This window comes from Enemella evansiae (assembly GCF_002250705.1).
Lineage (GTDB): Bacteria > Actinomycetota > Actinomycetes > Propionibacteriales > Propionibacteriaceae > Enemella > Enemella evansiae.
The window spans coordinates 34,155-56,818 of record NZ_NMVP01000036.1 but is presented as its reverse complement, the minus strand read 5'-3'; the positions used below and the strand labels follow the sequence as shown (position 1 = coordinate 56,818).

The 22,664-nt window shown below is 68.5% G+C and carries 21 protein-coding genes; 16 read left to right on the top strand and 5 right to left on the bottom strand.

What is annotated here, in order from left to right:
* The first annotated feature begins 105 nt into the window (after positions 1-105).
* From nuoK to BI335_RS18310, 8 genes are all read left to right on the top strand, one after another.
* On the top strand, positions 106-405 hold the full coding sequence (nuoK, locus tag BI335_RS18345) for an NADH-quinone oxidoreductase subunit NuoK (protein ID WP_094432723.1): 300 nt from the start codon (positions 106-108) through the stop codon (positions 403-405).
* 55 nt (positions 406-460) lie between these two features.
* Entirely contained in the window at positions 461-2,389 is a 1,929-nt protein-coding gene (gene nuoL / locus BI335_RS18340) for an NADH-quinone oxidoreductase subunit L (RefSeq protein WP_094432865.1), read from the top strand.
* Between the two features lie 13 nt (positions 2,390-2,402).
* Positions 2,403-3,932, top strand: a complete 1,530-nt coding sequence (locus BI335_RS18335) for an NADH-quinone oxidoreductase subunit M (protein ID WP_094432721.1) — start codon at positions 2,403-2,405, stop codon at positions 3,930-3,932.
* Positions 3,932-5,497 carry an NADH-quinone oxidoreductase subunit NuoN gene (nuoN, locus tag BI335_RS18330; RefSeq protein ID WP_094432719.1) on the top strand — a complete coding sequence of 522 codons (1,566 nt, stop codon included), beginning with the start codon at positions 3,932-3,934 and terminating at the stop codon, positions 5,495-5,497. The genes BI335_RS18335 and nuoN overlap by 1 nt, the downstream gene beginning before the upstream one ends.
* A gap of 79 nt (positions 5,498-5,576) precedes the next feature.
* On the top strand, positions 5,577-6,542 hold the full coding sequence (locus BI335_RS18325; RefSeq protein ID WP_229119686.1) for a polyprenyl synthetase family protein: 966 nt from the start codon (positions 5,577-5,579) through the stop codon (positions 6,540-6,542).
* 48 nt (positions 6,543-6,590) lie between these two features.
* Entirely contained in the window at positions 6,591-7,766 is a 1,176-nt protein-coding gene (locus BI335_RS18320) for a 4-hydroxybenzoate 3-monooxygenase (protein WP_094432717.1), read from the top strand.
* 9 nt (positions 7,767-7,775) lie between these two features.
* A complete protein-coding gene (locus BI335_RS18315; protein WP_094432715.1) occupies positions 7,776-9,200 on the top strand; it encodes an amidase in 1,425 nt (474 codons plus the stop codon).
* 32 nt (positions 9,201-9,232) lie between these two features.
* Complete coding sequence (locus BI335_RS18310; protein ID WP_094405504.1) at positions 9,233-9,790, top strand: DinB family protein; 558 nt, start codon at positions 9,233-9,235, stop codon at positions 9,788-9,790.
* 4 nt (positions 9,791-9,794) lie between these two features.
* Here BI335_RS18310 and BI335_RS18305 read toward each other — a convergent pair whose 3' ends face one another.
* Positions 9,795-10,448, bottom strand: a complete 654-nt coding sequence (locus tag BI335_RS18305; RefSeq protein ID WP_229117843.1) for a GntR family transcriptional regulator — start codon at positions 10,446-10,448, stop codon at positions 9,795-9,797.
* A gap of 151 nt (positions 10,449-10,599) precedes the next feature.
* Between BI335_RS18305 and BI335_RS18300 the strand changes: the two genes are divergently transcribed.
* From BI335_RS18300 to BI335_RS18280, 5 genes are all read left to right on the top strand, one after another.
* Positions 10,600-11,622 (top strand): amidohydrolase family protein, encoded by a 1,023-nt coding sequence (locus BI335_RS18300; protein ID WP_094405506.1) that lies wholly within the window; start codon positions 10,600-10,602, stop codon positions 11,620-11,622.
* Entirely contained in the window at positions 11,619-12,530 is a 912-nt protein-coding gene (locus BI335_RS18295; RefSeq protein WP_094405507.1) for an NAD(P)-dependent oxidoreductase, read from the top strand. Before BI335_RS18300 ends, BI335_RS18295 begins: the two co-directional genes overlap by 4 nt.
* A gap of 78 nt (positions 12,531-12,608) precedes the next feature.
* On the top strand, positions 12,609-13,376 hold the full coding sequence (locus BI335_RS18290) for an ABC transporter ATP-binding protein (RefSeq protein ID WP_094405508.1): 768 nt from the start codon (positions 12,609-12,611) through the stop codon (positions 13,374-13,376).
* Positions 13,373-14,233 (top strand): ABC transporter permease, encoded by an 861-nt coding sequence (locus BI335_RS18285; RefSeq protein WP_094404036.1) that lies wholly within the window; start codon positions 13,373-13,375, stop codon positions 14,231-14,233. Before BI335_RS18290 ends, BI335_RS18285 begins: the two co-directional genes overlap by 4 nt.
* Positions 14,234-14,244: 11 nt before the next feature.
* Positions 14,245-15,291: an ABC transporter substrate-binding protein gene (locus BI335_RS18280; protein WP_094405510.1), complete on the top strand. Its 1,047-nt coding sequence runs from the start codon at positions 14,245-14,247 to the stop codon at positions 15,289-15,291.
* A 375-nt stretch (positions 15,292-15,666) separates the two neighbouring features.
* On the opposite strand, the gene BI335_RS18275 is transcribed toward BI335_RS18280, so the two are convergent.
* On the bottom strand, positions 15,667-16,374 hold the full coding sequence (locus tag BI335_RS18275; protein ID WP_094405511.1) for an alpha/beta hydrolase: 708 nt from the start codon (positions 16,372-16,374) through the stop codon (positions 15,667-15,669).
* Entirely contained in the window at positions 16,371-17,234 is an 864-nt protein-coding gene (locus BI335_RS18270; protein ID WP_094405512.1) for a bifunctional 5,10-methylenetetrahydrofolate dehydrogenase/5,10-methenyltetrahydrofolate cyclohydrolase, read from the bottom strand. The genes BI335_RS18275 and BI335_RS18270 overlap by 4 nt, the downstream gene beginning before the upstream one ends.
* Positions 17,235-17,417: 183 nt before the next feature.
* Between BI335_RS18270 and BI335_RS18265 the strand changes: the two genes are divergently transcribed.
* From BI335_RS18265 to purU, 3 genes are read left to right on the top strand one after another with little or no spacing between them, the layout of a single operon-like run.
* A complete protein-coding gene (locus tag BI335_RS18265) occupies positions 17,418-18,764 on the top strand; it encodes a hypothetical protein (protein WP_208109294.1) in 1,347 nt (448 codons plus the stop codon).
* A 14-nt stretch (positions 18,765-18,778) separates the two neighbouring features.
* Positions 18,779-19,663 (top strand): methylenetetrahydrofolate reductase, encoded by an 885-nt coding sequence (locus tag BI335_RS18260; RefSeq protein WP_229119685.1) that lies wholly within the window; start codon positions 18,779-18,781, stop codon positions 19,661-19,663.
* The gene (purU, locus tag BI335_RS18255; RefSeq protein ID WP_208109296.1) at positions 19,663-20,544 is read left to right on the top strand and encodes a formyltetrahydrofolate deformylase; all 882 of its coding nucleotides are present in this window, start codon (positions 19,663-19,665) and stop codon (positions 20,542-20,544) included. Before BI335_RS18260 ends, purU begins: the two co-directional genes overlap by 1 nt.
* A 25-nt stretch (positions 20,545-20,569) precedes the next feature.
* Here purU and BI335_RS18250 read toward each other — a convergent pair whose 3' ends face one another.
* Together BI335_RS18250 and BI335_RS18245 are read right to left on the bottom strand one after the other, a co-directional pair.
* Positions 20,570-21,232 (bottom strand): response regulator, encoded by a 663-nt coding sequence (locus BI335_RS18250; protein WP_094405515.1) that lies wholly within the window; start codon positions 21,230-21,232, stop codon positions 20,570-20,572.
* Entirely contained in the window at positions 21,229-22,500 is a 1,272-nt protein-coding gene (locus BI335_RS18245) for a GAF domain-containing sensor histidine kinase (protein WP_094405516.1), read from the bottom strand. The genes BI335_RS18250 and BI335_RS18245 overlap by 4 nt, the downstream gene beginning before the upstream one ends.
* Between the last annotated feature and the right edge of the window lie 164 nt (positions 22,501-22,664).

The window sequence follows — 22,664 nt, the reverse complement described above, 5'->3', positions numbered from 1 at the left end:
CATGCGGCGCCCGCTGTCGGCCCGCCCCCGGCGTACCGAACGCCCGGACGCGGACGCGGACGCGCGGACCGACGCCGCCGACACCGACGGTGAGGGGAAGGACGCATGAACCCGAACTACTACTTGATCCTCTCCGCGCTGCTGTTCACCATCGGCACCGTCGGCTTCATGGTGCGCCGCAACGCGATCGTGGCGTTCATGTCGGTCGAGCTGATGCTGAACGCCTGCAACCTGGCGCTGGTCACCTTCTCCCGCACCAACGGCAATCTCGACGGCCAGGTGGCTGCCTTCTTCGTGATGGTGGTCGCCGCGGCCGAGGTCGTGGTCGGGCTGGCGATCATCGTGGCCATCTTCCGGACCCGCCGTTCGGCCTCCGTCGACGACGCCAACCTGCTGAAGTTCTGAGGACGGACGCGTGAATCTGCTGGAAACCATCACCCCAACCATCCCCGCCACCGGGATGTTCAGCCTGGCGTGGACGATGATCGCGGTGCCGCTGCTGTCGGCCGCGGTGCTGCTGCTGATCGGCCGGGCCGGCGACAAGTGGGGCCACCTGCTGGGCTGCGCCGCCTCCATCTACTCGTTCGTGATCGGCGCGATCCTGTTCGTCCAGATGCTCGCCGATCCCGGCACCCGCTCGGTGAACGCCAAGCTCTACGAGTGGATCGGGGTCGGCCCCTGGGATGTCCAGATGGGCCTGCTGATCGATCAGCTGTCCATCCTGTTCGTGCTGCTGATCACCGGTGTCGGGTCGCTGATCCACATCTACTCGATCGGCTACATGGCCCACGACGAACGGCGCCGCCGCTTCTTCGGCTTCCTGAACCTGTTCGTCGCCGCGATGCTGCTGCTGGTGCTCGCCGACAACTACCTGGTGCTGTTCATCGGCTGGGAGGGGGTCGGCCTGGCGTCCTACCTGCTGATCGGTTTCTGGCAGGCCAAGCCGTCCGCGGCCGCGGCGGCCAAGAAGGCGTTCGTGGTCAACCGCGTCGGCGACATCGGCATGGCGCTGGCGATGTCGACGATGTTCGCCACCTTCGGTTCGGTGACCTTCAGCCAGGTCAACGAGAGCGCGAAGGGAATGGCCACCGCCCAGGGCACCCTGTTCGGTTCCGGCGCGGCCACCGCGACCGCGATCGGGCTGTTCCTGCTGCTCGCCGCCTGCGGCAAGTCCGCCCAGGTGCCGCTGCAGTCCTGGCTGCTGGACGCGATGGAGGGCCCGACCCCGGTGTCGGCGCTGATCCACGCCGCGACGATGGTGACCGCCGGTGTCTACCTGGTCACCCGCAGCCACGCGATCTATGCCGAGACCCCGGTCGCCGGGATGGCGGTGGTCATCGTCGGTACCGTCACGCTGCTCGCCGGCGCCTGGATCGGTACCTCCAAGGACGACATCAAGAAGGCGCTGGCCGGCTCGACCATGTCCCAGATCGGGTACATGATGCTGGCCGCCGGCATCGGCCCGGCGGCGTACCCGTTCGCGATCTTCCACCTGATCACCCACGGCTTCTTCAAGGCCAACATGTTCCTCGGCGCCGGTTCGGTGATGCACGGCATGAACGACGACGTCGACATGCGCAACTACGGCCGGTTGTCGAAGTTCATGAAGGTCACCTTCCTCACCTTCGCGATGGGTTACCTGGCGATCATCGGCGTACCCGGCTTCTCCGGCTCGTTCTCCAAGGACCACATCATCACCGCGGCCTTCGAGTTCAACCTGGTGGTCGGCATCTGCGCGCTGGTCGGTGCGCTGATCACCGCCTACTACATGACCCGGATGATGATGATGACCTTCTGGGGCAAGCGTCGCTGGGTGGAGCCGGATGAGGACAACCCGAACGGGTTCGCGGTCCGGCATCCGCACGAATCCCCTGCGGTGATGACGATTCCGCTGATCATCCTGGCGGTGCTGTCGATCATCGGCGGCTTCCTGCTCAACGGTTTCATCGGCGAGTGGCTGGCACCGGCGGTTGGCGGTGAAGAGGTGCACGCCGCGCCGTGGTACGAGGGCTTCATCTCCCCGATCGGCATCATCACCATCGTCGCGGTGGCGATCGGGGTGTTCCTCGGCTGGTGGGTCTTCCGCGGTGACGTCCCGGTGTACGCCCCCTCGGGCAATGCGCTGGAGCGGGCCGCCCGCGCCGACCTCTACGGCGACGCGCTGAACGACGCCGTCGTGGTCGGCCCGACCATGGGCCTGGCCCGCGGCATCGCGGAGTTCGACGACAAGGGCGTCGACGGCGCGGTGAACGGGACGGCGGCGACCTTCGGTGGGCTGTCCACCCAGATCCGGCGCCTGCAGACCGGCTACGTCCGTTCGTACGCGCTGATGATGGTGGCCGGTGCCGTCCTCGTCGGTGCGGTACTGATCCTCGGCCAGCTGGCCTGAGAGAGGGAGAGAGATGAGTTTTCCCTGGTTGACCCTCCTCGGTCTGCTGCCGATGCTCGGCGCGGCCGTGCTGATGATGATCAAGGGCGCCCACGCCAAGGCCGTCGGCATGGTGTTCTCGATCGCCACCCTGATCCTCGGTGTCGCGATCGCGGTGCTGTCCGGGATGGGCATGCGGTTCGCCGAGCAGTTGCCCTGGATCAAGGCGTTCGGCGCCTACTGGGCGCTCGGCCCGGTCGACGGCATCAGCCTGACGATGGTGCTGCTCACGGTGATCCTCACCCCGATCGTGATGCTCGCCTCCTGGGACACCGTCGACGCCGACGACCGCTGGACCAGCCACGTCTTCTTCGCCCTGGTGCTGGCGCTGGAATCGCTGTCGCTGTTCGTCTTCCTGGCGACCGACGTGCTGCTGTTCTACCTCTTCTTCGAGGCCACGCTGATCCCGATGTACTTCCTGCTCGGCGGCTTCGGCCAGGCCCGGCGCGGGTACGCCGCGATCAAGTTCCTGCTGTTCGGCCTGGCCGGCGGTCTGGTGATGCTGGCCTCGGTGATCGGGCTGTCGGCGATCTCCTCGGAGCAGCGCGGCGCCCCGACCTATCTGCTCAGCGAGCTGACCCAGCTCGACCTGGGCGGCAACGTCGGCCGCTGGCTGTTCCTCGGCTTCTTCATCGCCTTCGCGCTGAAGGCGCCGATGGTGCCCTTCCACACCTGGCTGCCGGATGCGGCCGAGCAGGGTACGCCCGGTGGCTCGACGCTGATGGTCGGCATCCTGGACAAGATCGGCACCTTCGGCATGATCCGGTTCTGCCTGGAGCTGTTCCCCGAGGCCAGCAAGTGGGCCTCGCCGGTGATCATCGCGCTGGCCCTGATCTCGATCATCTACGGCGCACTGGCCGCGGTCGGGCAGAAGGATCTCTACCGCCTGATCGCGTTCACCTCGATCAGCCACTTCGGCTTCATCGTGCTCGGCATCTTCTCCTTCACCACGGTGTCGATGAGCGGTGCGACCTTCTACATGTTCAACCACGCCTTCTCCACCGCGGTGCTGTTCCTGGTGGCGGGTTATCTGGTACGCCGGCGCGGCAGCCAGCAGATCTCGGCCTTCGGGGGCGTACAGAAGGTGGCCCCGGTGCTGGCCGGACTGTTCTTGATGGGCGGCCTGTCCTCGGCCGCGCTGCCCGGCATGTCCAGTTTCGTCTCGGAGTTCATGGTGATCGCCGGCTCGTTCGCCCGGCACCCGATCGTCGCCGGTGTCTCCACCGTCGCGATGGTGCTGTCCGCGCTCTACATCCTGCTGACCTACCAGCGGATGATGACCGGGCCGGTGACCCACCAGGTCGCTCAGTCCTTCGACGCGGAGGGCCGCAGTGACCTGGACGGCCGGGAGAAGCTCGCCATCGCCCCGCTGCTGCTGATCATCCTGGCGTTCGGCCTCTTCCCGAAGCCGATGCTGGACACCATCCAGCCCGCGGTGCAGAACACCATGCAGATCATCGGCGAGGCCGACCCCGCCGCTCCGCTCGCGAAGGGACAGAACTGATGAACGGTTATCCACCCCCGGTCGAGTATCTGCACATCGCACCGCTGATCGCGGTGTTCGTCGGCGCCTGCCTGGGCGTCGGCCTGGAGGCCTTCCTGCCGCGCGGCAAGCGGGCGGTGCCGCAGGTCCTGCTCGCGCTGGTGACGATGTTGGTCGCGCTCGGGTTCACCATCTACATCTGGGCCCGCGGCGACGGCCTGATCGGCGCCCTGGGCTCGGTGGCGCTGGACGGTCCGACCTACTTCATCTGGGCCACCCTGCTGGTGCTGACCATCTTCACCCTGGCGATCTTCGCCGAGCGGCGGCTCGGCGGCGGGGCGACCGGCTTCACCCCGCAGGCCGCGTCGGTTCCGGGTACGCCCGCCGAGCAGGCCGCGATCGAGGCCCGGCTGGAGCACACCGAGATCTACCCGCTGCTGCTGTTCGCGCTCACCGGGATGATGCTGTTCCCGGCCTCCAACGACCTGCTGACCATGTTCGTGGCGCTGGAGATCATGTCGCTGCCGCTGTACCTGATGTGCGGGATGGCCCGGCGCCGCCGGCTGCTGTCCCAGGAGGCCGCGCTGAAGTACTTCCTGCTCGGCGCGCTCTCCTCGGCGTTCTTCCTCTACGGCACGGCGCTGATCTACGGCTACTCCGGCGGGTTCACCCTGCGCCAGATCTCCGACTCGCTGGCCACCGGCGTCTCCGGTTCGCCGGCGCTGCTGATCGGCGGCATGGGGCTGCTGGCGATCGGCCTGCTGTTCAAGGTGGGCGCGGTGCCGTTCCACTCCTGGACCCCGGACGTCTACCAGGGCGCGCCCACCCCGGTCACCGGGTTCATGGCCGCCTGCACCAAGATCGCCGCCGTCGGCGCGCTGCTGCGGGTGCTGTTCGTGGCCTTCGGCGGTGCCCGCTGGGACTGGCAGCCGCTGATCGCCGCGGTGGCGGTGCTCACGATGGCCGTCGGGTCGCTGCTGGCGATCACCCAGACCGACATCAAGCGGATGCTGGCCTACTCCTCGATCGCGCACGCGGGCTTCCTGCTCACCGCGATCACCGGGGCCGCGCAGCCCAGCGCCGGGATCTCCGGCGGCATCACCTCGGTCTCGGCGGTGCTGTTCTATCTGGCCGCCTACGGCGTCGCCACCATCGCCGCGTTCGCGCTGGTGACCACGGTGCGCAACGAGTCCGGTGAGGTGACCGCGCTGGCCGGCTGGTCCGGGCTGGCGAAGCGCTCGCCCGGTACCGCCGCCGCGATGGCGCTGCTGCTGCTCTCCTTCGCCGGCATCCCGCTGACCTCGGGGTTCATCGGCAAGTGGGCGGTGTTCGTGACCGCCTGGCGCGGCGGCTTCGCCTGGCTGGTGGTGGTCGCGGTGCTGATGTCGCTGGTCGCGGCGTTCTTCTACCTGCGGGTGATCATGGTGATGTTCTTCTCGCCGGCCGCGGAGGACACCCGGGTGGTTCGCTCCAGTTGGCTGACCATGGGTACCGTCGTCGTCGGGTGCGTGCTCACGGTGCTGCTGGGTATCCTTCCCGGACCGCTGCTCTCGCTGGCGGCGACGGCGCAGGAATTCCTGCGCTGAGGCGTACCCAGAAGGGACGGTTCGGTTGCGTGCGGTGTCACAGGAGGGGGAGGTTGCGGTGCTGCCCAGGGATGAGGCCGTGACCGACGCCGGGTTCGCCGATTCGGTCAAGGATCGGCTGGACCGCATCGAGGAGCGACTGCTGGAGACGGCGCGCGCCGACACCCCGATGGTGACCGAGGCCGCCCAGCACATCATCTCCGCCGGCGGGAAGCGGTTCCGGCCGCTGCTGGTGGTGCTCGCCAGCCAGTTCGGTGGCCCGGTGGACGAGGACGATCTGACCCGGGCCGCGCTGGTGGTCGAGCTGACCCATGTGGCCAGCCTCTACCACGACGACGTGATGGACGACGCCGATCTGCGCCGTGGGGCGCCGAGCGCCAACCGGCGCTGGCAGAACTCGGTCGCGATCATGGTCGGCGACTTCCTGTTCGCGCGGGCGTCCTCGACGGTCGCCGAGCTCGGTACCGACTACGTCGCGCTGCAGGCGAAGACCTTCGCCCGGCTGGTGCAGGGCCAGATCGCCGAGACCGTCGGACCGGGGGAGTCCGACGAGCCGCTGGCGCACTACCTGCAGGTGGTGGCCGACAAGACCGGGTCGCTGATCGCCACCTCCGCGGTCTTCGGCGGCATGGTCTCCGGCGCCTCCGCCGAGGTGCTGGCGGCGCTGGAGTCGTTCGGCGAGGAGATCGGAGTGGTCTTCCAGCTCTCCGACGACATCATCGACATCACCTCCACCGAGACCGGGAAGACCCCCGGCACCGACCTGCGCGAGGGCGTACCGACGCTGCCGACGCTGCTCGCGCTGCGCTCGGAGGACCCGGCCGACGACCGGCTGAAGGAGTTGATCGGCTCCGATCTGGCCGACGACGCCGCGCTGGCCGAGGCGATCGCCCTGCTCCGCGCGCATGCCGCCGTCGAGGACGCGCGGGCCGAGGTACGCCGCCGGGCCGAGGTCGCGCGCGGCTTCCTCGCCCCGCTGCCCGCCGGCCCCGCCAAGGACGCGCTGAACGCCCTCTGCGACCAGGTCGTCACCCGCTCGGCCTGACCGGCCCGGCGGGTCTAGGCTCGGGCCCGGGGACGAGGAGGTCACTGCATGAAACAGGAACGCACCCGGGTGGGGATCGTCGGTGGGGGCCCGGCCGGGTTGATGCTGTCGCATCTGCTCAACCGGCAGGGCATCGAGCACATCGTCGTCGAGTCCCGGAGCCGGGACGAGATCGAGCACACCCACCGCGCCGGGATCCTGGAGCAGGGCTCGGCCGATCTGCTGCTCGACGGTGTCAGTGACCGGATCCTGCGCGACGGCATTCGCCACGACGGGATCGATGTCCGCATCCAGGGCGACTCCTATCCGATCGACTTCACCGGCCTGGTCGGCGCCTCCACCTACCTCTATCCGCAGACCGATGTGTTCATCGACCTGGCCGAGGCGGCCCAGCGGGCCGGCACCGATGTCCGGTTCGGGGTCGGTCCGGCCCGGGTGAGTGAGCTGACCGGACGACCGGTGATCGGCTACGGCACCCCCGGCGGGGACGACGAGGTGCAGATCGAGTGCGACCTGCTGATCGGCGCCGACGGGTCGCGCAGCACCTGCCGGCACGCCATCCCCGAGGACCAACGACGCGCCTACTATCGCGAATATCCCTTTGCCTGGTTCGGAATCATGGCCGAGACCGGGCCCAGTCACCACGAACTCATCTATGCCCGCTCGGCGGCCGGTTTCGCGCTGGTCAGCCAGCGCACCACCGCCCTGCAGCGGCTCTATTTCCAGGTCCCCGTCGGCACCGAACCCGCCGACTGGAGCGACGAGGCGATCTGGCAGACCTTCCGGGATCGGTTGAACCACAACGGGTTCGCGATCAACGAGGGGCCGATCACCGAGAAGGTGGTGCTGCCGTTCCGCAGCTTCGTCTCCGAACCGATGCGCTGGGGCAATCTGCTGCTCGCCGGGGACGCCGCACACACGGTGCCGCCGACCGGTGCCAAGGGACTCAACCTGGCCCTGCAGGACGTCCGGGTGCTGGCCGAGGTGCTCGGCGACTGGGCCGCCGGCGATCCCGGGGCGCTGCAGGCGTACAGTACCCGCAGCCTTGACCGGGTCTGGAAGGCGCAGCACTTCTCCTTCTGGATGACCTCGATGCTGCACAACAATCCCGACGCCTCCGACTTCGACCGGCTGCGGACGCTGGGGGAGCTGCGGATGTTGGTCGAGTCCGAACACGGCCGCGCCTGGCTCGCCGAGGCGTACACGGGCTGGCCGAATGGCTAGGCTCCGGGCATGGAACAACTGACCGCGGTCCAGCTGTCGACGGCGATCCGCAGCGGCGAGATCGGTGTGCTCGAGGCGACCGAGGCGGCGCTGCGGCGGGCCGATGCGGACCGTCACGGGGCATTCGTCGAGGTGGCCCACGAGCAGGCACTGGCCCAGGCCCGGGGACTGCAGGATCGCCTGCGGGACAAGGATTTTCGACCGGGTCCGCTGTTCGGGGTGCCGTGTCCGGTCAAGGACCTCAATCAGGTCTCCGGAATGGTTTTCGAGGCGGGTTCGGCGGTGTACGCCGGGCAACGGGCCGAGCGGGACGACGGGGTGGTCACCCGGATCCGGGAGGCCGGGATGGTGATCCTCGGCAAGACCACGACCCCGGAGTTCGGGCTGCCCTGCTATACCGAACCCGAGGGTCGTCCGGCGGCGGTCACGCCCTGGGATCCGACCCGGATGGCCGGTGGCTCCTCGGGTGGGGCAGCCGCGGCGGTGAGTGGTGGGGTGGTGCCGATCGCACACGGCTCCGACGGCGGTGGATCGATCCGGATCCCCGCCAGCTGCTGCGGGCTGGTCGGGCTGAAACCCAGCAGGGGAAGGATTTCCAAGGGCCCCCATGGTGTGGACGGTGCCGCCATCAGCAGCGACGGCGTCCTCACCCGCGATGTCCGCGACACCGCCGCCGCACTCGATGCACTGTCGACCGGTTGGCCCGGTGATTTCTTCGCCGCACCGGCTGGCGTGCCCGGTGGCTTCCTGGCGGCCTGCGACGAAGACCCCGGGCGGTTGCGGATCGGGGTGCTCTCCGAGCCGGTGATCAGTGATGAAGCGGAGGTGCATCCCGCGGTCACCCAGGCGGTCAAGGCAACGGTACGCCAGCTCTCCGCACTCGGTCACGAGGTCGCCGTCGCCCGGAAACCCTTCGGTGGTGAGGAATGGGCCGCCTTCGGTGACCTGTGGGCCGTCGGCGCGCTGTCGGTACCGGTGCCCGAGGGGGCGGAGGATTCGCTGCGGCCGCTGACCCGCTGGCTGCGGGACAAGGGGCGCTCGTGTTCCGCACTCGGTTTCGCTGCGGCGTACGCCGGGATCCAGCAGATCACCCGGCGTACCGAACAGGCCTGGGTCGGGTTCGATGTGATCCTCAGCCCCACGCTGGCCCAGCCGCCACTGCCGGTCGGTGCGCTGCGCAATGACGCCGACCCGGCCGCCGATTTCGCCGCCCAGACCGATTTCACCCCCTGGACGAGCGTGTGGAATCTGACCGGACGCCCCTCGATCAGCCTGCCCCTGCACACCGCGAGGATCGACGGCGTGGAACTGCCGATCGGGATCATGCTCGGCGGCGGGTTGGGTGAGGAGGCACGGCTGCTCGCGCTCGCCGCGCAGTTGGAGGCGACCGGACCGAATCGGACCCAGCGGACCGAAACTGTCCGCATCGGGTGATGGACTGCGGTCATCCCGACCAAGGAGCCATCATGACCGACCCGACCGCCCTCGATGCCGAACGCCGGATGCTGCTGCAGACCCTTGCCGACCGGCGGCGCTTCCTGATCGGCACCGCCGAGGGGCTGACCGACGACCAGGCGCGGCAGGCGGCCACCGTCAGCGATCTCACCATCGGCGGCATCATCAAGCATGTCGCCGCGACCGAGCGGAGCTGGATCGACTTCGTGCTCGACGGTCCGGACCCGAGCGTCGATTTCATGGCGATGGAGAAGATCGACTGGAACGACCCGTCGACCATCCCGGCCTGGGTGCTGGAGCGGCAGGACGAGTTCACCCTGCGCGCGGATCAGACGCTGAGCGAGATCCTGGCCGGTTATGCGGAGGTGGCCGCCCGCACCGAGCAGGTGGTCACCGAGCTGGCCGACCTCGGCGTCAGCCACCAGCTCCCGGCCGCACCCTGGGATCCGGAGCCGGGCCAGCGCTCGGCCCGCGAGGTGCTCGCCCACCTGATCGGTGAGACGGCCCAGCACGCCGGCCACGCCGACATCATCCGGGAAGCCATCGACGGGAAGAAGTCGATGGCCTGAAGGCTCACTGCGGGGTGGAGCGCAGGGCTTCGATCACGCTGGCCAGATGCTCCTCGATCGCCTGTTCGGCGGCCCGTGGGTCACCGGAGTCGATGGCGGCGATCATCTTGAGATGCTGGGGGAGGGAGACCGACGGCCGACCCGGACGCATCGACAACCGGAACTGGTGGCGTACCATCTGGCCGTTCAGCCCGCGCAACAGGCGGGCCGCCACCTCCTGACCACTGATCCGCTGGATGGTGTCGTGCAGTTCGCGGTTCAGCGCGGAGTAGGTGTCCAGGGCGAGGCCGGAGACCGCCGTCTCCATCTCCTTGCCGATCCGGCGCAGATCGGCCCGCTCCGCCTTGGTCGCGAGCTCGGCGGCGCGGGCGGCGCACAGTCGCTCCAGGGCGACCCGGCATTCGGTGATCTGCACGGCCTCCTCGACACTCACCACCCGGACCCGGGCGCCGCGGCCCGGTACGAGCTCGACGAGGCCCTCGATGGCCAGTTCACCGAGCGCCTCGCGGACCGAACTGCGGGTCGCATTGAAGGTCTCGGTCAGTTCGAGCTCGACCAGACGTTGGCCGGGCACCATGTCTCCGCGCTGGATCGCGTCCCGGATCCCGGCGGACACCACGTCCCGGCCGGGTCGGCCCACCAGTCGATTGTCACTCACCGATGCTCTAGCCATGCTGCGCATCCTCCCATGTCGGGGTCCCGAATCGGGCGGTAGAAGTCAAAAAGTCGAGATTTATTGTCAACAATCGTGTCGATAATCTAGGGTGGGGGTGGTGGTCGGCAGAGGTGCCGACCGGGAGGGGCCTCGCATGATCATCGATATCCACGGTCACTACACCACCGCGCCGGCACCGCTGGCCGAGTGGCGCTCGAAGCAGCTCGCGGCGCTCGACGGCGGCCCCGCACCGCGGCCGGAGGAACTGCGGATCAGCGACGACGAGCTGGCCGAGAGCATCGAGGCGAACCAGCTGCGGCTGATGGACGAGCGGGGCATCGATCTGACGGTGTTCTCGCCGCGCGCCTCCTTCATGGCGCACCATCTCGGTGATTTCGAGACCTCCTCGACATGGGCCCGGATCTGCAACGACCTGTGCGCCCGGGTCGCCGCGACCTACCCCGACCGCTTCGTCCCGGCCGCGATGCTGCCGCAGTCACCGGGGGTGGATCCGGCGACCTGCCTGCCGGAACTGGAGCGCGCCGTCACCGAGCTCGGTTGTGTCGGGGTGAACCTGAACCCCGACCCGTCCGGCGGGCGATGGGATTCGCCGCCGCTCACCGATCGCTCCTGGTATCCGATCTATGAGAAGTTGGTCGAGCTGGAGGTGCCCGCGATGGTGCATGTCTCCACCAGCTGCAATCCGGCCTTCCACACCACCGGTGCGCACTATCTGAATGCCGACACGACCGCGTTCATGCAACTGCTCACCGGTGACCTGTTCGCCGACTTCCCGGAGCTGAAGCTGGTCATCCCGCACGGCGGTGGCGCGGTGCCCTACCACTGGGGTCGGTTCCGTGGCCTGGCGATGGCGCTGGGGAAGGACGATCTGGCCGCACACCTGCTGGGCAACGTCTTCTTCGACACCTGTGTCTATCACCAGCCCGGGATCGACCTGCTGCTGAAGGTGATCCCGACCGACAACATCCTCTTCGCCTCGGAGATGATCGGCGCGGTCCGCAGCATCGATCCCGAGACCGGCCACTACTTCGACGACACCCGGCGCTACATCGACGCCGCGGACCTGGCATCGGAGACCCGGGCCCGGATCGTGGAGAGCAACGCCCGGTCGGTCTATCCGCGGTTGGACAAGCTGCTCACCAACCAGGGCAGGTGAACCTGGTGGTACGCCGGGTCGGGTTGATCGGTTGCGGCGAGGTCGGTCGGATCCTGGCCGAGGAGTTACGGGCGCAGGGGATCGAGGTGGTCGCCCACGATCGCAAGACCGGCGGTGACGCCGAACCGCTGCGCCGGCACGCCGATGATCACGGGGTAAGCCTGGTGGCGACCGCGGCGGATGCGGTCGCCGATGCGGAGCTGGTCTTCAGTGCGGTGACCGCCAGACAGGCGGTGCCGGCGGCGGCCGCCGTCGCCGATGCCCTGGCGCCGGGTGCGCTGCTGGTGGATCTGAACTCGGCGTCACCACAGGCGAAGCAGCAGGCGGCCGCACTCGTCGACGCGGCTGCCGGGCGCTATGTCGAGGCCGCGGTGATGACCAGTGTGCCCCCGCACCGACTGCGGGTGCCGATGCTGCTCGGCGGACCGCACGCGGGTCAGGGCGCGGAAATCCTGCAGTCATTGGGATTCACGCAGGTGACGGCCCACGATGAACGCCTGGGAATCGCGTCGGCGACCAAGTTGTGCCGTTCGGTGGTCATCAAGGGGCTGGAGGCCATCATGGTCGAATCGCTCACCACCGCGCGCGCCTGGGGTGTCGAGGACGCGGTGCTCGATTCGCTCGCCGAGACCTTCCCCGGCATCGACTGGGAGCAGCAGGGTGACTACTTCCTGCACCGCGTCGCCCAGCACGGCCGGCGCCGCAGCGAGGAGGTCGCCGAGGCGGGCGCGATGGTCGCGGACGCGGGCCTTCCGGGTGCCACGGCGGCCGGTGCCGCCGAGGTGCAGGCCTGGGTCGCCGATCGCGCCGACGACGGATCGGTGACCCGTGAACCGGGCCACGGCTGGCGCGAGCTGGCCGATCAGCTGCTGGCTGCGACCCGAGCGCGTGCGGCGGGGCAGGGCTGAATCCTCCACAGCCCTTGACAGCAGCAAAATTGTCAACAATATTGGCGATGGGCAATGCTGCCAATGAAGGGGGAGTTGATGGGAACCGTTCTGGAGGCCGTCGACCTGAGCAAGAGATTCGTGCGGGACGGAACGGCGACCGTTGCCCTGCGCGGTTTCGATCTGCAGCTCGCCGAGGGTGAGTTCACCACGGTCCTGGGCCGCAGTGGCTGCGGCAAGTCGACGATGTTGAACCTGCTCTCCGGGCTCACTCGCCCGACGACCGGTGAGGTCCGCTACGAGGGCCGCCCGCACACCGGCCCCACGGTCGACATCGGATACCTCACCCAGGCGGACACGTTGATGCCCTGGCTCGATGTCCAGCGAAACGTCGAGATGCCGATGGAGCTCCAGCGGATCCCGAAGCAGGAACGGGCTCGGCGAGCTGCCGAGTTGATCGACAAGGTCGGTCTGGCAGGCTTCGAGAAGAGCTATCCGCGGGAACTGTCCGGTGGTATGCGACGGCGGGCAAGCCTCGCTCGGATGCTCGCCGGCGGTGCCTCGACGCTGTTGATGGATGAGCCTTTCGGTGCCCTGGACGCGCAGCTCAGACATGAGCTGCAGACCGAGCTTCTCGAACTGTGGCAGGAATCGCGGGCGACCGTGGTGTTCGTGACCCACGACATCGAGGAGGCGCTGGTGCTCGGCGACCGAGTGGTCGTGCTGGGCCCACTGGGTCGGATCCTCCGCGACGTGCGAGTCCCCCTGCCGAGGCCGCGGGACCTCGATGACGTGCGCGTCGATCCCGCCTTCCTCGAACTGCACAAGGACCTGGCGGCAGCGCTCCGCGAAGGAGCCGTGGCATGACAGCAGATCCCTCGGTTGAGACCAGACCCGATGGAACGGCCGGCTCCGGGCCGCTGCGGGAGAGCCACCGCACCAGCTGGTGGCAGCAGAATCGACGCGGTGCCCTGGTCTGGGGTCTCCGGGTTCTTGTGGTGCTGGTGTTCCTGCTGCTGTGGCAGGTGTTGTCCGGTCCGGTGCTGGACGAGTCATTCGTCAGCCGGCCGAGTGAGATCTGGGCCCGCTTCATCGAGTGGGTGGGGGACGGCACACTCGCCGTGCACACCTGGATCACCTTGCGGGAGATCATTCTCGGCTTCCTGTTCGGCTCGCTCGCCGGCGTCCTGCTGGCCTACCTGCTCGGCTCGATGTACCTGGTCTATGACGTGCTGGAGCCGTTGATCATGGCGCTGTACGCCATCCCGAAGGTCGCGCTGGCACCGCTGTTCATCATGTGGGTCGGCATCGGGCTGGAGATGAAGGTGCTGCTGGCCGCGATCAGTGTCTTCTTCCTGGTGTTCATCAACACGATCGCCGGGATCCGCGAGGTGGATCGCGGACTGATCGATGCCGCTCGGCTGATGGGCGCCGATCGGTGGACGGTGATCCGCAAGGTGATCCTGCCCGCATCCATGTCCGGGTTGCTCACCGGGCTCAAAGTGGCCATCCCGTATGCGCTGATCGGTGCGGTGATCGGTGAGCTGGTCGCGTCCAACCAGGGCCTCGGTTACCTGATCAACAACGCCGCCGCCCGCTTCGACACCGCTGGTGTCTTCGCCACGCTGATCGTGCTCACCGTCCTGGCCGCGGTGCTCAACTTCGCGGTGGGTCTGCTGGCGCGCCGAGTCAACCGCTGGAAACCACTGGCCCAGGCCGAGTGAAGGAGACGTCCATGAGCATCAATCGAACCGCCATCACCAGGCGTACGCTGCTCGGCTCCGCGGTCGGTCTCTCGGCCACCGCCCTGCTGGCGGGCTGCGCCAAGAAGGGCGGGGCCGCCTCGGTGAGCGACACCGGGATTCTCAATGTCGGCCAGATCTCCGACTCCGTCGCCTTCTTCCCGCTGCACGTCGCCGAACAACAGGGGTTCTTCGAGGCCAACGGGGTGAAGCTGGGTGAGCGTCCGCGGCTGGGCACCGGTGCCAAATTGGCGGCCGCCCTCAAATCCGGGGCCATCGACCTGGCCGCCGGGGTCACGACGGACGCCTTCAACCTCTATGAGGTGGACAAGACCGCGCGGCTGACCGCCGGGCTGGTCACCGAATACTACGTCGATGTGGTGGTCGGGAATGACTTCGCAGGGCCGGCAGAACAGGCACCGCTCAATGATCGCGTATCGGCCCTGGTGGGCAAGAAGATCGGCATCACCGGCCCCGGTTCGGGTACCGAAGCGTTGCTCGTCCACCTGTTCCAGCAGATCGGCAAGGACGCCAACAAGGATGCCACCCTGGTGAATCTCGGTGCGGCGACCACGGCCGCCGTCGGTGCCCTCAAGTCCAAGCAGGTCGATGCGCTGTCCTTCTTCCAACCGATCGGACAGGTCGCCGCGGGGGAGGGCACCGGCAAGATCTACATCTCACCGCAACGCGGGGATGTTCCCTCGCTGGCGGGCGTGGTGCATGGCTGTGTGTTCTCGACGACCGCGGTCCTGGATGCGAAGAAGACGATGGTCGACGGGTTCAACAAGTCGATGGACCAGGCGCTGCAGTTCATCCGGCAGGACAAGGACACGACCCGGACGCTGCTGAAGTCCTATCTGCAGGGGACCCCCGATGGCGTCATCGACTCCCTGCTCGCTCTGCTGCCGGAGGAGATGTCCGCATCGCACGCGATCAGCCGGGCGGCGTACGACAAGAGCAAGGACTTCCACATGCAGACGGGGCTGGCCAAGAACCCGCCGGACTTCGCCACCTTCGTGCCGCAGGCCTCCCAGGCCTGAGAACGCGTCCAGACGATGGGCACCGCGAACCCATCAGCTCCACCGCGAACCCAATGCATCCGGCGTGGCGTGGGTTCGCGGTCGATGCAATGGGTTCGCGAACGCCGACCAGCTGCGACCACACCCAGATGAGGCGAGGGACGGTCGCGCGGGGTTCATCTCGACACGGCGGCCATTGCTCCGCTGCGCTGCGCATGTCCGCCTACTCGATGAGCGGGCGGTTCATCTCGACACGGCGGCCATTGCTCCGCTGCGCTGCGCATGTCCGCCTACTCGATGAACGTGCCATTGCTCCGCTGCGCTGCGCATGTCCGCCTACTCGATGAACGTGCCATTGCTCCGCTGCGCTGCGCATGGCCGCCTACTCGATGAACGTCAGTCGGTGGCTTCGGCGAGGAGCAGCTCGGCGAGGGCGTCGGGGGCGGTGACCATGGCCTCGTGGCCGGTGTCGATCTCCCGGGTGCGCATGCCGCGTACGGTGGCGCGTTCGGCCTGGTCGCGGAACACCCGCTGCCAGCCGACGCACTCGATGAAGGTGCCCGGCACCTCGGCGCCGGCGCCGGTCAGCGACAGCCGATCGGTGAAACAGCGGTAGGGGTGCGGGGTGAGCCGTGGGGTCAGCCAGTCGAGGTCGGCGGGATCCTCGACACCCATCGCCGACAGCTTCCGGGGCGGGATCAGCCACCCGAAACCGGCCTCGGCCACCGACTCGGCATAGTGGCCGGCGATCCGTTCGGGCTGCAGGTCGGTCGCGGATTCCCCATCCTCACCGAGAAAAGCGTCGAGATAGACCCGTCGAGCGATGCGGTCGGGGATCCGGTCGGCCACCCCGGAGACCAGCATCCCGGCGTAGCTGTGGCCGACCAGCAGCACCTCGCGCAGATCGTGCTTCTCGATCAGCTCGACGACATCGATCAGGTGGGTCTCCAGCCCCATCGCCGGGTTCACCAGGTGCGCCCGATCGCTCACCCCGCTCAGCGTGGGGGCGTACACCTCGTGACCCGCGGCCCGCAGCTGCGGGGCGACCCGATCCCAGGCCCACCCGCCGTGCCAGGCGCCGTGCAGCAGGACGATCACACTCATCGCGCACCCGCCTGACGCTCGGCGGCCTCGACGCAGTTGCGGAACAGCATCGCGATCGTCGTCGGACCGACACCACCGATCCGCGGGGTGATCGCCCCGGCGACCTCGGCCACCGATTCATCCACATCGGGCAGCAGCTTGCGGCCCTCGTAACGTACCCCGCCGCCGACGACGACCGCACCGGGGCGGACGTGCTCGGGCTGCAGGATCCCCGGTACGCCGGCGGCGGCGATCACGATGTCGGCCGCGCGGGTGTAGTCATCCCAGTTCGGTACGCCGGTGTGCACCACGGTGACCGCGGCGTTCGCGGTCGGCCGCTTCTGCGACAGCAGCAGCGCCAACGGCCGGCCCAGGGTGGTGCCGCGGCCCAGGATGCACACCCCGCGCCCGGACACCTCGATGCCGTGGAATGCCAACAGGGCTTCGATTCCGGCCGGTGTGCACGCCACCATGCCCGGCATGCCGAGCGCCAACCGGCCCATGTTCACCGGGTGCAGGCCGTCCACGTCCTTGTCCGGATCGACCGCCAGCATCGCCGCCTCGAAGTCGATCTGCGGCGGCGTCGGGTGCTGCAGCAGCACCCCGGTGACCTGCGGGTCCGCGTTCAGGCTGCGCACCGCCTCGAGCACATCGGACTGGGTCGCCTCGTCACCGAGGTGGATGTGCGGTGCGGTCATGCCGAGTTCCTCGGCCTTGTCGATCTTCATCCTGATGTAGCCTGCGGAGGCGCCGTCGGAGCCGACGAGCAGCGTACCCAGCCCCACCGGGTGGCCGGCCTCGCGCAGCGTGGCGATCCGCGGGCGGAGATCTTCGAACACGGCATCGGCGACCGGGCCGCCGGGAAGAAGTTGTGCGCTCATTTCCCACACACTAGGCAGTTCTGGGCGTTCCGAACGCGGACTACGTCATTTGTCGCAGGCCATTCCATCCCATTGTCCGTCGCGGGGGGTGCGGCGATTGCGATGTGCTGGATCACGGCGAGGCATGAGCCCGCCACCGAAGCATCGAGGCTCGGACGCGATCCGGGCGCACGGAGGTTGACGATGGACACTCTCAAGGACGCGATCCAGAAGGCCGGTTCGCCGGTCGAACTGCTGCGCAACAAGGCCGCCCGGGCCGCGACATTCCCCGTGGCCCCGGAGTTCACCAACTGGCGCTCCGAGCAGGCCGCCTGGCGGACCACCGCCGCCCTGCTCGATCAGTCGCACCACATGACCGATCTCTACATCTCCGGTCCGGACGCGCTGCGGCTGCTGACCGACTTCGGCGTCAACTCCTTCGCCAAGACCGCCCCCGGCAAGGCCAAGCAGTACATCGCCACCAACGGTGACGGTTACCTGATCGGCGACGCGGTGCTGTTCCACCTGGAGGACGAGCTGTTCGACGTGGTCGGCCAGTCGACGGTGATCAACTGGCTCCAGTACCAGGCGGAGAAGGGTGGCTACAAGGTCGACCTGGAGCGCGACGAGAACTCCATGGACCGCCCCTCCGGCCCGCCGAAGACCTACCGCTACGAGATCCAGGGCCCGGTCGCCCTGGAGATCATCGAGAAGGCCAGCGGCACCTCGGTCTCCGACGTGAAGTTCTTCAACATGGCCGATGTGACGATCGCCGGCCACCGGGTCCGCGGGCTGCGGCACGGGATGGCCGGGCAGCCGGGACTGGAGATGTTCGGGCCCTGGGAGGAGCGCGACGCGGTCCTCGAGGCGCTGCTCACCGCCGGCGAGGAATACGGCATGGTGCGCGCCGGCGCCAAGGCGTACGCCACCGCGAACCTCGAGTCGGGTTGGGTGCCTGCGGTGGTGCCCGCGATCTTCGGCGAGGCCGAGGCCGGCTACCGCGAGTGGCTGCCGGTGAACCAGGTCGCCTCGCTGGCCGGCAGCATGGACTCCGCCGAGATCAGCGACTACTACGTCACCCCCTACGAGATCGGCTACGGGCGTTCGGTGAAGTTCGACCACGACTTCCTGGGCCGCGAGGCGCTGGAGAAGATGGCCGACCAGCCGCACCGCGAGAAGGTCACCCTGGTCTGGAACGCCGACGACGTCGCGGCCGCGATGAAGACGCTGCTGGAACCGGGCACCCCGGCCAAGTACATGGAACTGCCCAAGTCGCGCTACGGGCTCTACCAGCACGACAAGGTGCTCCGCGACGGCAAGCAGGTCGGCGTCTCCCTCGATGTGGGCTACATCAACAACGAGCACGCCTTCGTCTCGCTGGCCACCGTCGATCCCGATCTCACCCAGGGCACCGAGGTCACCGTGGTCTGGGGCGAGCAGCCGAACTCGAAGAAGCCGCTGGTCGAGGAGCACCGCCAGATCGAACTCCGTGCGACCGTCGAGCCGTGCCCGATCGCGCAGGGGACCCGGGCCAGCTACCGGGCGTCCTGATCATGGGGATGCGGATGACCGAATCCTCCACCCGGGTGCCGGGGCCTGCTGCCGCCCCCGCACCGGTGACGCTGTCGCAGCTGGCCCGCAACGTCAGCTTCGAGGTGATGCCCTTCGCCAAGACCGAAGGGCTGGTCCTCGAGCACGTGCCCACCGAGGTGCCCCTGTCGATCACGGTCACCGAGGCGAAGGGCCTGGAGTCCACCCTGGCGCTCACCGAACGTCTCACCCAGCAGGGATACCGGGCGACACCACACCTGGCTGCCCGGTTGTTCACCGGTGATCAGCAGGTCGCCGAGGTCGCCGATCGGCTGACCGAGGCGGGCGTCACCTCGATCTTCGTGATCGGTGGCGACGCACCCGAACCGGCCGGTGAGTTCACCGACGCCCGCGGCCTGCTCGACTCGCTCGAGCGGCAGGGCCGGCGGTTCGAGACGGTGAGCATCGGCGGTTATCCCGAGGGGCACGCCAAGATCGACGACGCGACGCTGAGCGAGGCGCTGCGGGCCAAGGCACCCCATGCCAACGGACTGATCACCCAGGCCTGCTTCGATGCCAAGGTGCTCGGCGCCTGGGCCGCCGATGTGGCCCGGGACGGGATCTCGCTGCCGATCAAGGTGGGGCTCCCGGGCCCGGTGAATCGGCAGAAGCTGATCCGGATCTCGGCCGGTCTCGGCCTCGGCCAGTCCGCGCGATTCCTGGCCAAGCAGCAGAACATGGTGTGGCGCTTCCTGCTGCCGGGGGCGTACGACCCGATGAAGCTGGTCAAGAAGCTGGGTGCGGTCACCGCGCGTACGCCGACCCACATCGCCGGGCTGCACCTGTTCACGTTCAACGAGGTCGCCGGTGCCGAACGCTGGCGCCAGCGGCTGCTCACCGCGACCCGGGAGGGGCACTGATGGCAGAGGAGAAAGCACCCAACGACATGGTCGACCACGCCCGGCTGGTCGTCCAGGGAGATGACCGGCCGGGGATCGTCTCGGCGGTCTCGGGACTGGTCACCGAACTCGGCGGCAACATCGTCTCGCTGGCCCAGGCGACCTCGGACCCGTCCGGCGGCCGGTTCTTCCAGCGCACGGTGTTCTATCTGCCCGACCTGGCCACCCGGCTCGCGGAGGTCCAGGCGGCGGTCGACGAGCGGCTCGGGCAGGGGCTCGGGATGGACGCCCGGGTGGTCGAGGCGCGCAAGCGCAAGCGGGTGGCGATCTTCGCCTCCAAGGCCGACCACTGCCTGCTGGACCTGCTCTGGCGGCAGCGGCGCGATGAGATCGAGATGACCGTGCCGATGGTGATCTCGAACCATCCGACCCTGGGTGACGACGTCCGCGGCTTCGGGATCCCGTTCTTCCACATCCCGATGACCAAGGAGAACAAGCCCCAGGTCGAGGCGGAACAGCTCAAGCTGCTCGCCGGCAACGTCGATCTGGTGGTGCTGGCCCGCTACATGCAGGTGCTGTCCGGCGACTTCCTGGAGCAGGTGGGGGTGCCGGTGATCAACATCCACCACTCCTTCCTGCCGGCGTTCATGGGCGCGAATCCCTATCAGCGTGCAAAAGACCGGGGCGTCAAGCTGGTCGGGGCCACCGCGCACTACGTCACCGAGGACCTGGACGAGGGCCCGATCATCGAGCAGGACGTGACCCGCGCCTCGCACGAGGACAGTGTGAAGGACCTGCAGCGCAAGGGTGCCAGCGTGGAGCGGGGCGTGCTGTCCCGCGCCGTCGCCTGGCACTGCCAGGACCGGGTCTTCCGAGACGGCCACACCACCGTCGTCCTCTGAGACCGTCTCGTCCCGCCGTCGAAGGTCAGGGCGGCGGGACGAGACCTTCACGGACCGCGGCCAGGGCGGCCTGGGTCCGTGAATGCAGGCGCAGCTTCTGCAACACATTGCTGACATGGGTACGCGCGGTCCGCTCGCTGATCACCAGCTCCTTGGCGATCTCCTTGTTCGACCGGCCGTTGGCGACCAGGGTCAGCACCGTCCGCTCCCGCGCGGTCAGCGAACGGATCCCGGTGTCTCCGCCGGCCGAACCCCGCGTCAGCCGACGGGTGATCGCCGGATCGAGGAACACCTCATCGCGCATCGCCGCCCGGATGGCGGTGGACACCTCATCGGGATCGGCATTCTTCAGCAGATATCCGGCGGCACCCAGATCGAGCACGGCGCGGACCCGCTCCAGCTCCCCGAAGCTGGTCAGCACCACCACGCGCACACCCGGATGCCGGGTCCGGATCCGCTCGGTCGTCTCGACCCCGTCCATGCCGGGCATGATCAGATCGAGCAGCACCACATCGGGGCCCTCGCCGCGGGCAACGGCATCGGCCAGGGTGGCGAGCGCGGCCTCCCCGTTCTCGGCCTCGCCGAACACCTCGATGTCCTCCAGCAGTTCCAGATAGCTGCGGATTCCGCGGCGCACCACCGCGTGATCATCGACGATCAGCACCCTGATCGGCCGGTCTGCGCTCATCGGGCGCCCACGCCGGGTTCGGTGTCGATCGGTACGCCGGTGGTCGCCCAGGACTCCCGCGGCGGCATCCGCAGCCAGGCCCGCAGTTCGGTGCCGCGCACCGTTCCCGGGCCGATCGTCAGGTCGCCCTGCCAGCGCTGGGCCCGCTCCCGCATGCTGTGCACTCCGATCCCGCCGCCGGCGGTGTCGGAGTGCCCGGTCAGCCCCCGGCCGTCATCCACCATCGTGATCCGCAGCAGATTGCCGGTCGTCCCGACCCGGATGACCGCGGTGCTCGCGGCGGCGTGTTTGGCGACGTTGTGCAACCCCTCGGCGATCAGCAGGTAGGCGTCCTTGGTCACCTGCTCGCTGATCGTCTCGCCGAGCCCCGGTTCGAGGTCCAGTTCGATGCGCAGCCCGAACCGCCTGGTGATGCCGTCGGCCAGCTGGTGCAGCGCGTCGGCGAACTCGGTGCCGGTGATGTGCCGCTCGTCCACCATCGCGCGCAGATCGTCGAGCACGTGCCGCGCCAGCTCGCCGACCTCGCCGGCCAGCCGGGCGACCTGATCCGGCGCCGGGGCCGTGGTGCCCCTGGCCAGCAGCTCCAGGGACCGGGCCTGCAACCCGATCGAGAACACCTGCTGGACAACGGAATCGTGCAGATCGTGGGCCAGCTCGACGCGCTCCTGCTGGCGTACCGTGGCCCGCTCGTGATCCAGCAGGGCAGCGAACTCGACCGCCACCGCGGCGTGATCGGCCATCGCCAGCAGGAACTCCCGCTGCCGGCGGCCGATGCCCTGTCCCGGCGCCAGGAAGACGTTGAGCACGCCCGCGACCCGGCCACGGATCAGCAGCGGCATGCTGGCCCAGCTGTCCCAGTTGAGCTCGCGCAGGTAGTCGTGCAGCGGTGCCCAGTCGGGATTGTTGAGGTCGGTACCACCGCGATGCTGGGTGATCACCGGTTCGCCACTGCGCAACACCTCGAGCATCCGCAATCGGGCGCCGCGGCGTTGGCAGGCCAGCAGCCGCTCCAGGAAGTCCGGCCAGCGGCTGAAACCGGCCGACCCCATCAGCCGCAGATAGTGCCCGGATTCGTCGACGGTGAAGATCTGTACGCCGGGCAGGGCGTCGGTCTCGACGATCTCCGCGGCCAGGGCGTTCAGGGTCTCGTCCAGCGGACCGTGCGCGGCCAGATTCGCCGCGGCCCGGGCCACCGCGGCCAGCCGCCGCTGTTGGTGCGCCGGCACGGGCTCGACCGGGGCGGACGGATCGCCGGGTGCTGGGGCCATGCTTCATCGTCTGCCGCTGCGATCCTGCTGTCAACACGCCGAGACACAAAGTAATTGAAGAAATTGTTGACAATAATGGTGACGCTCTGAAACCATCGCAATTGGAGCCGGGGACCCCGGGCGACCAGTCGGCAGACGCCATCTGCGACCGGCCGCTTCCCGTT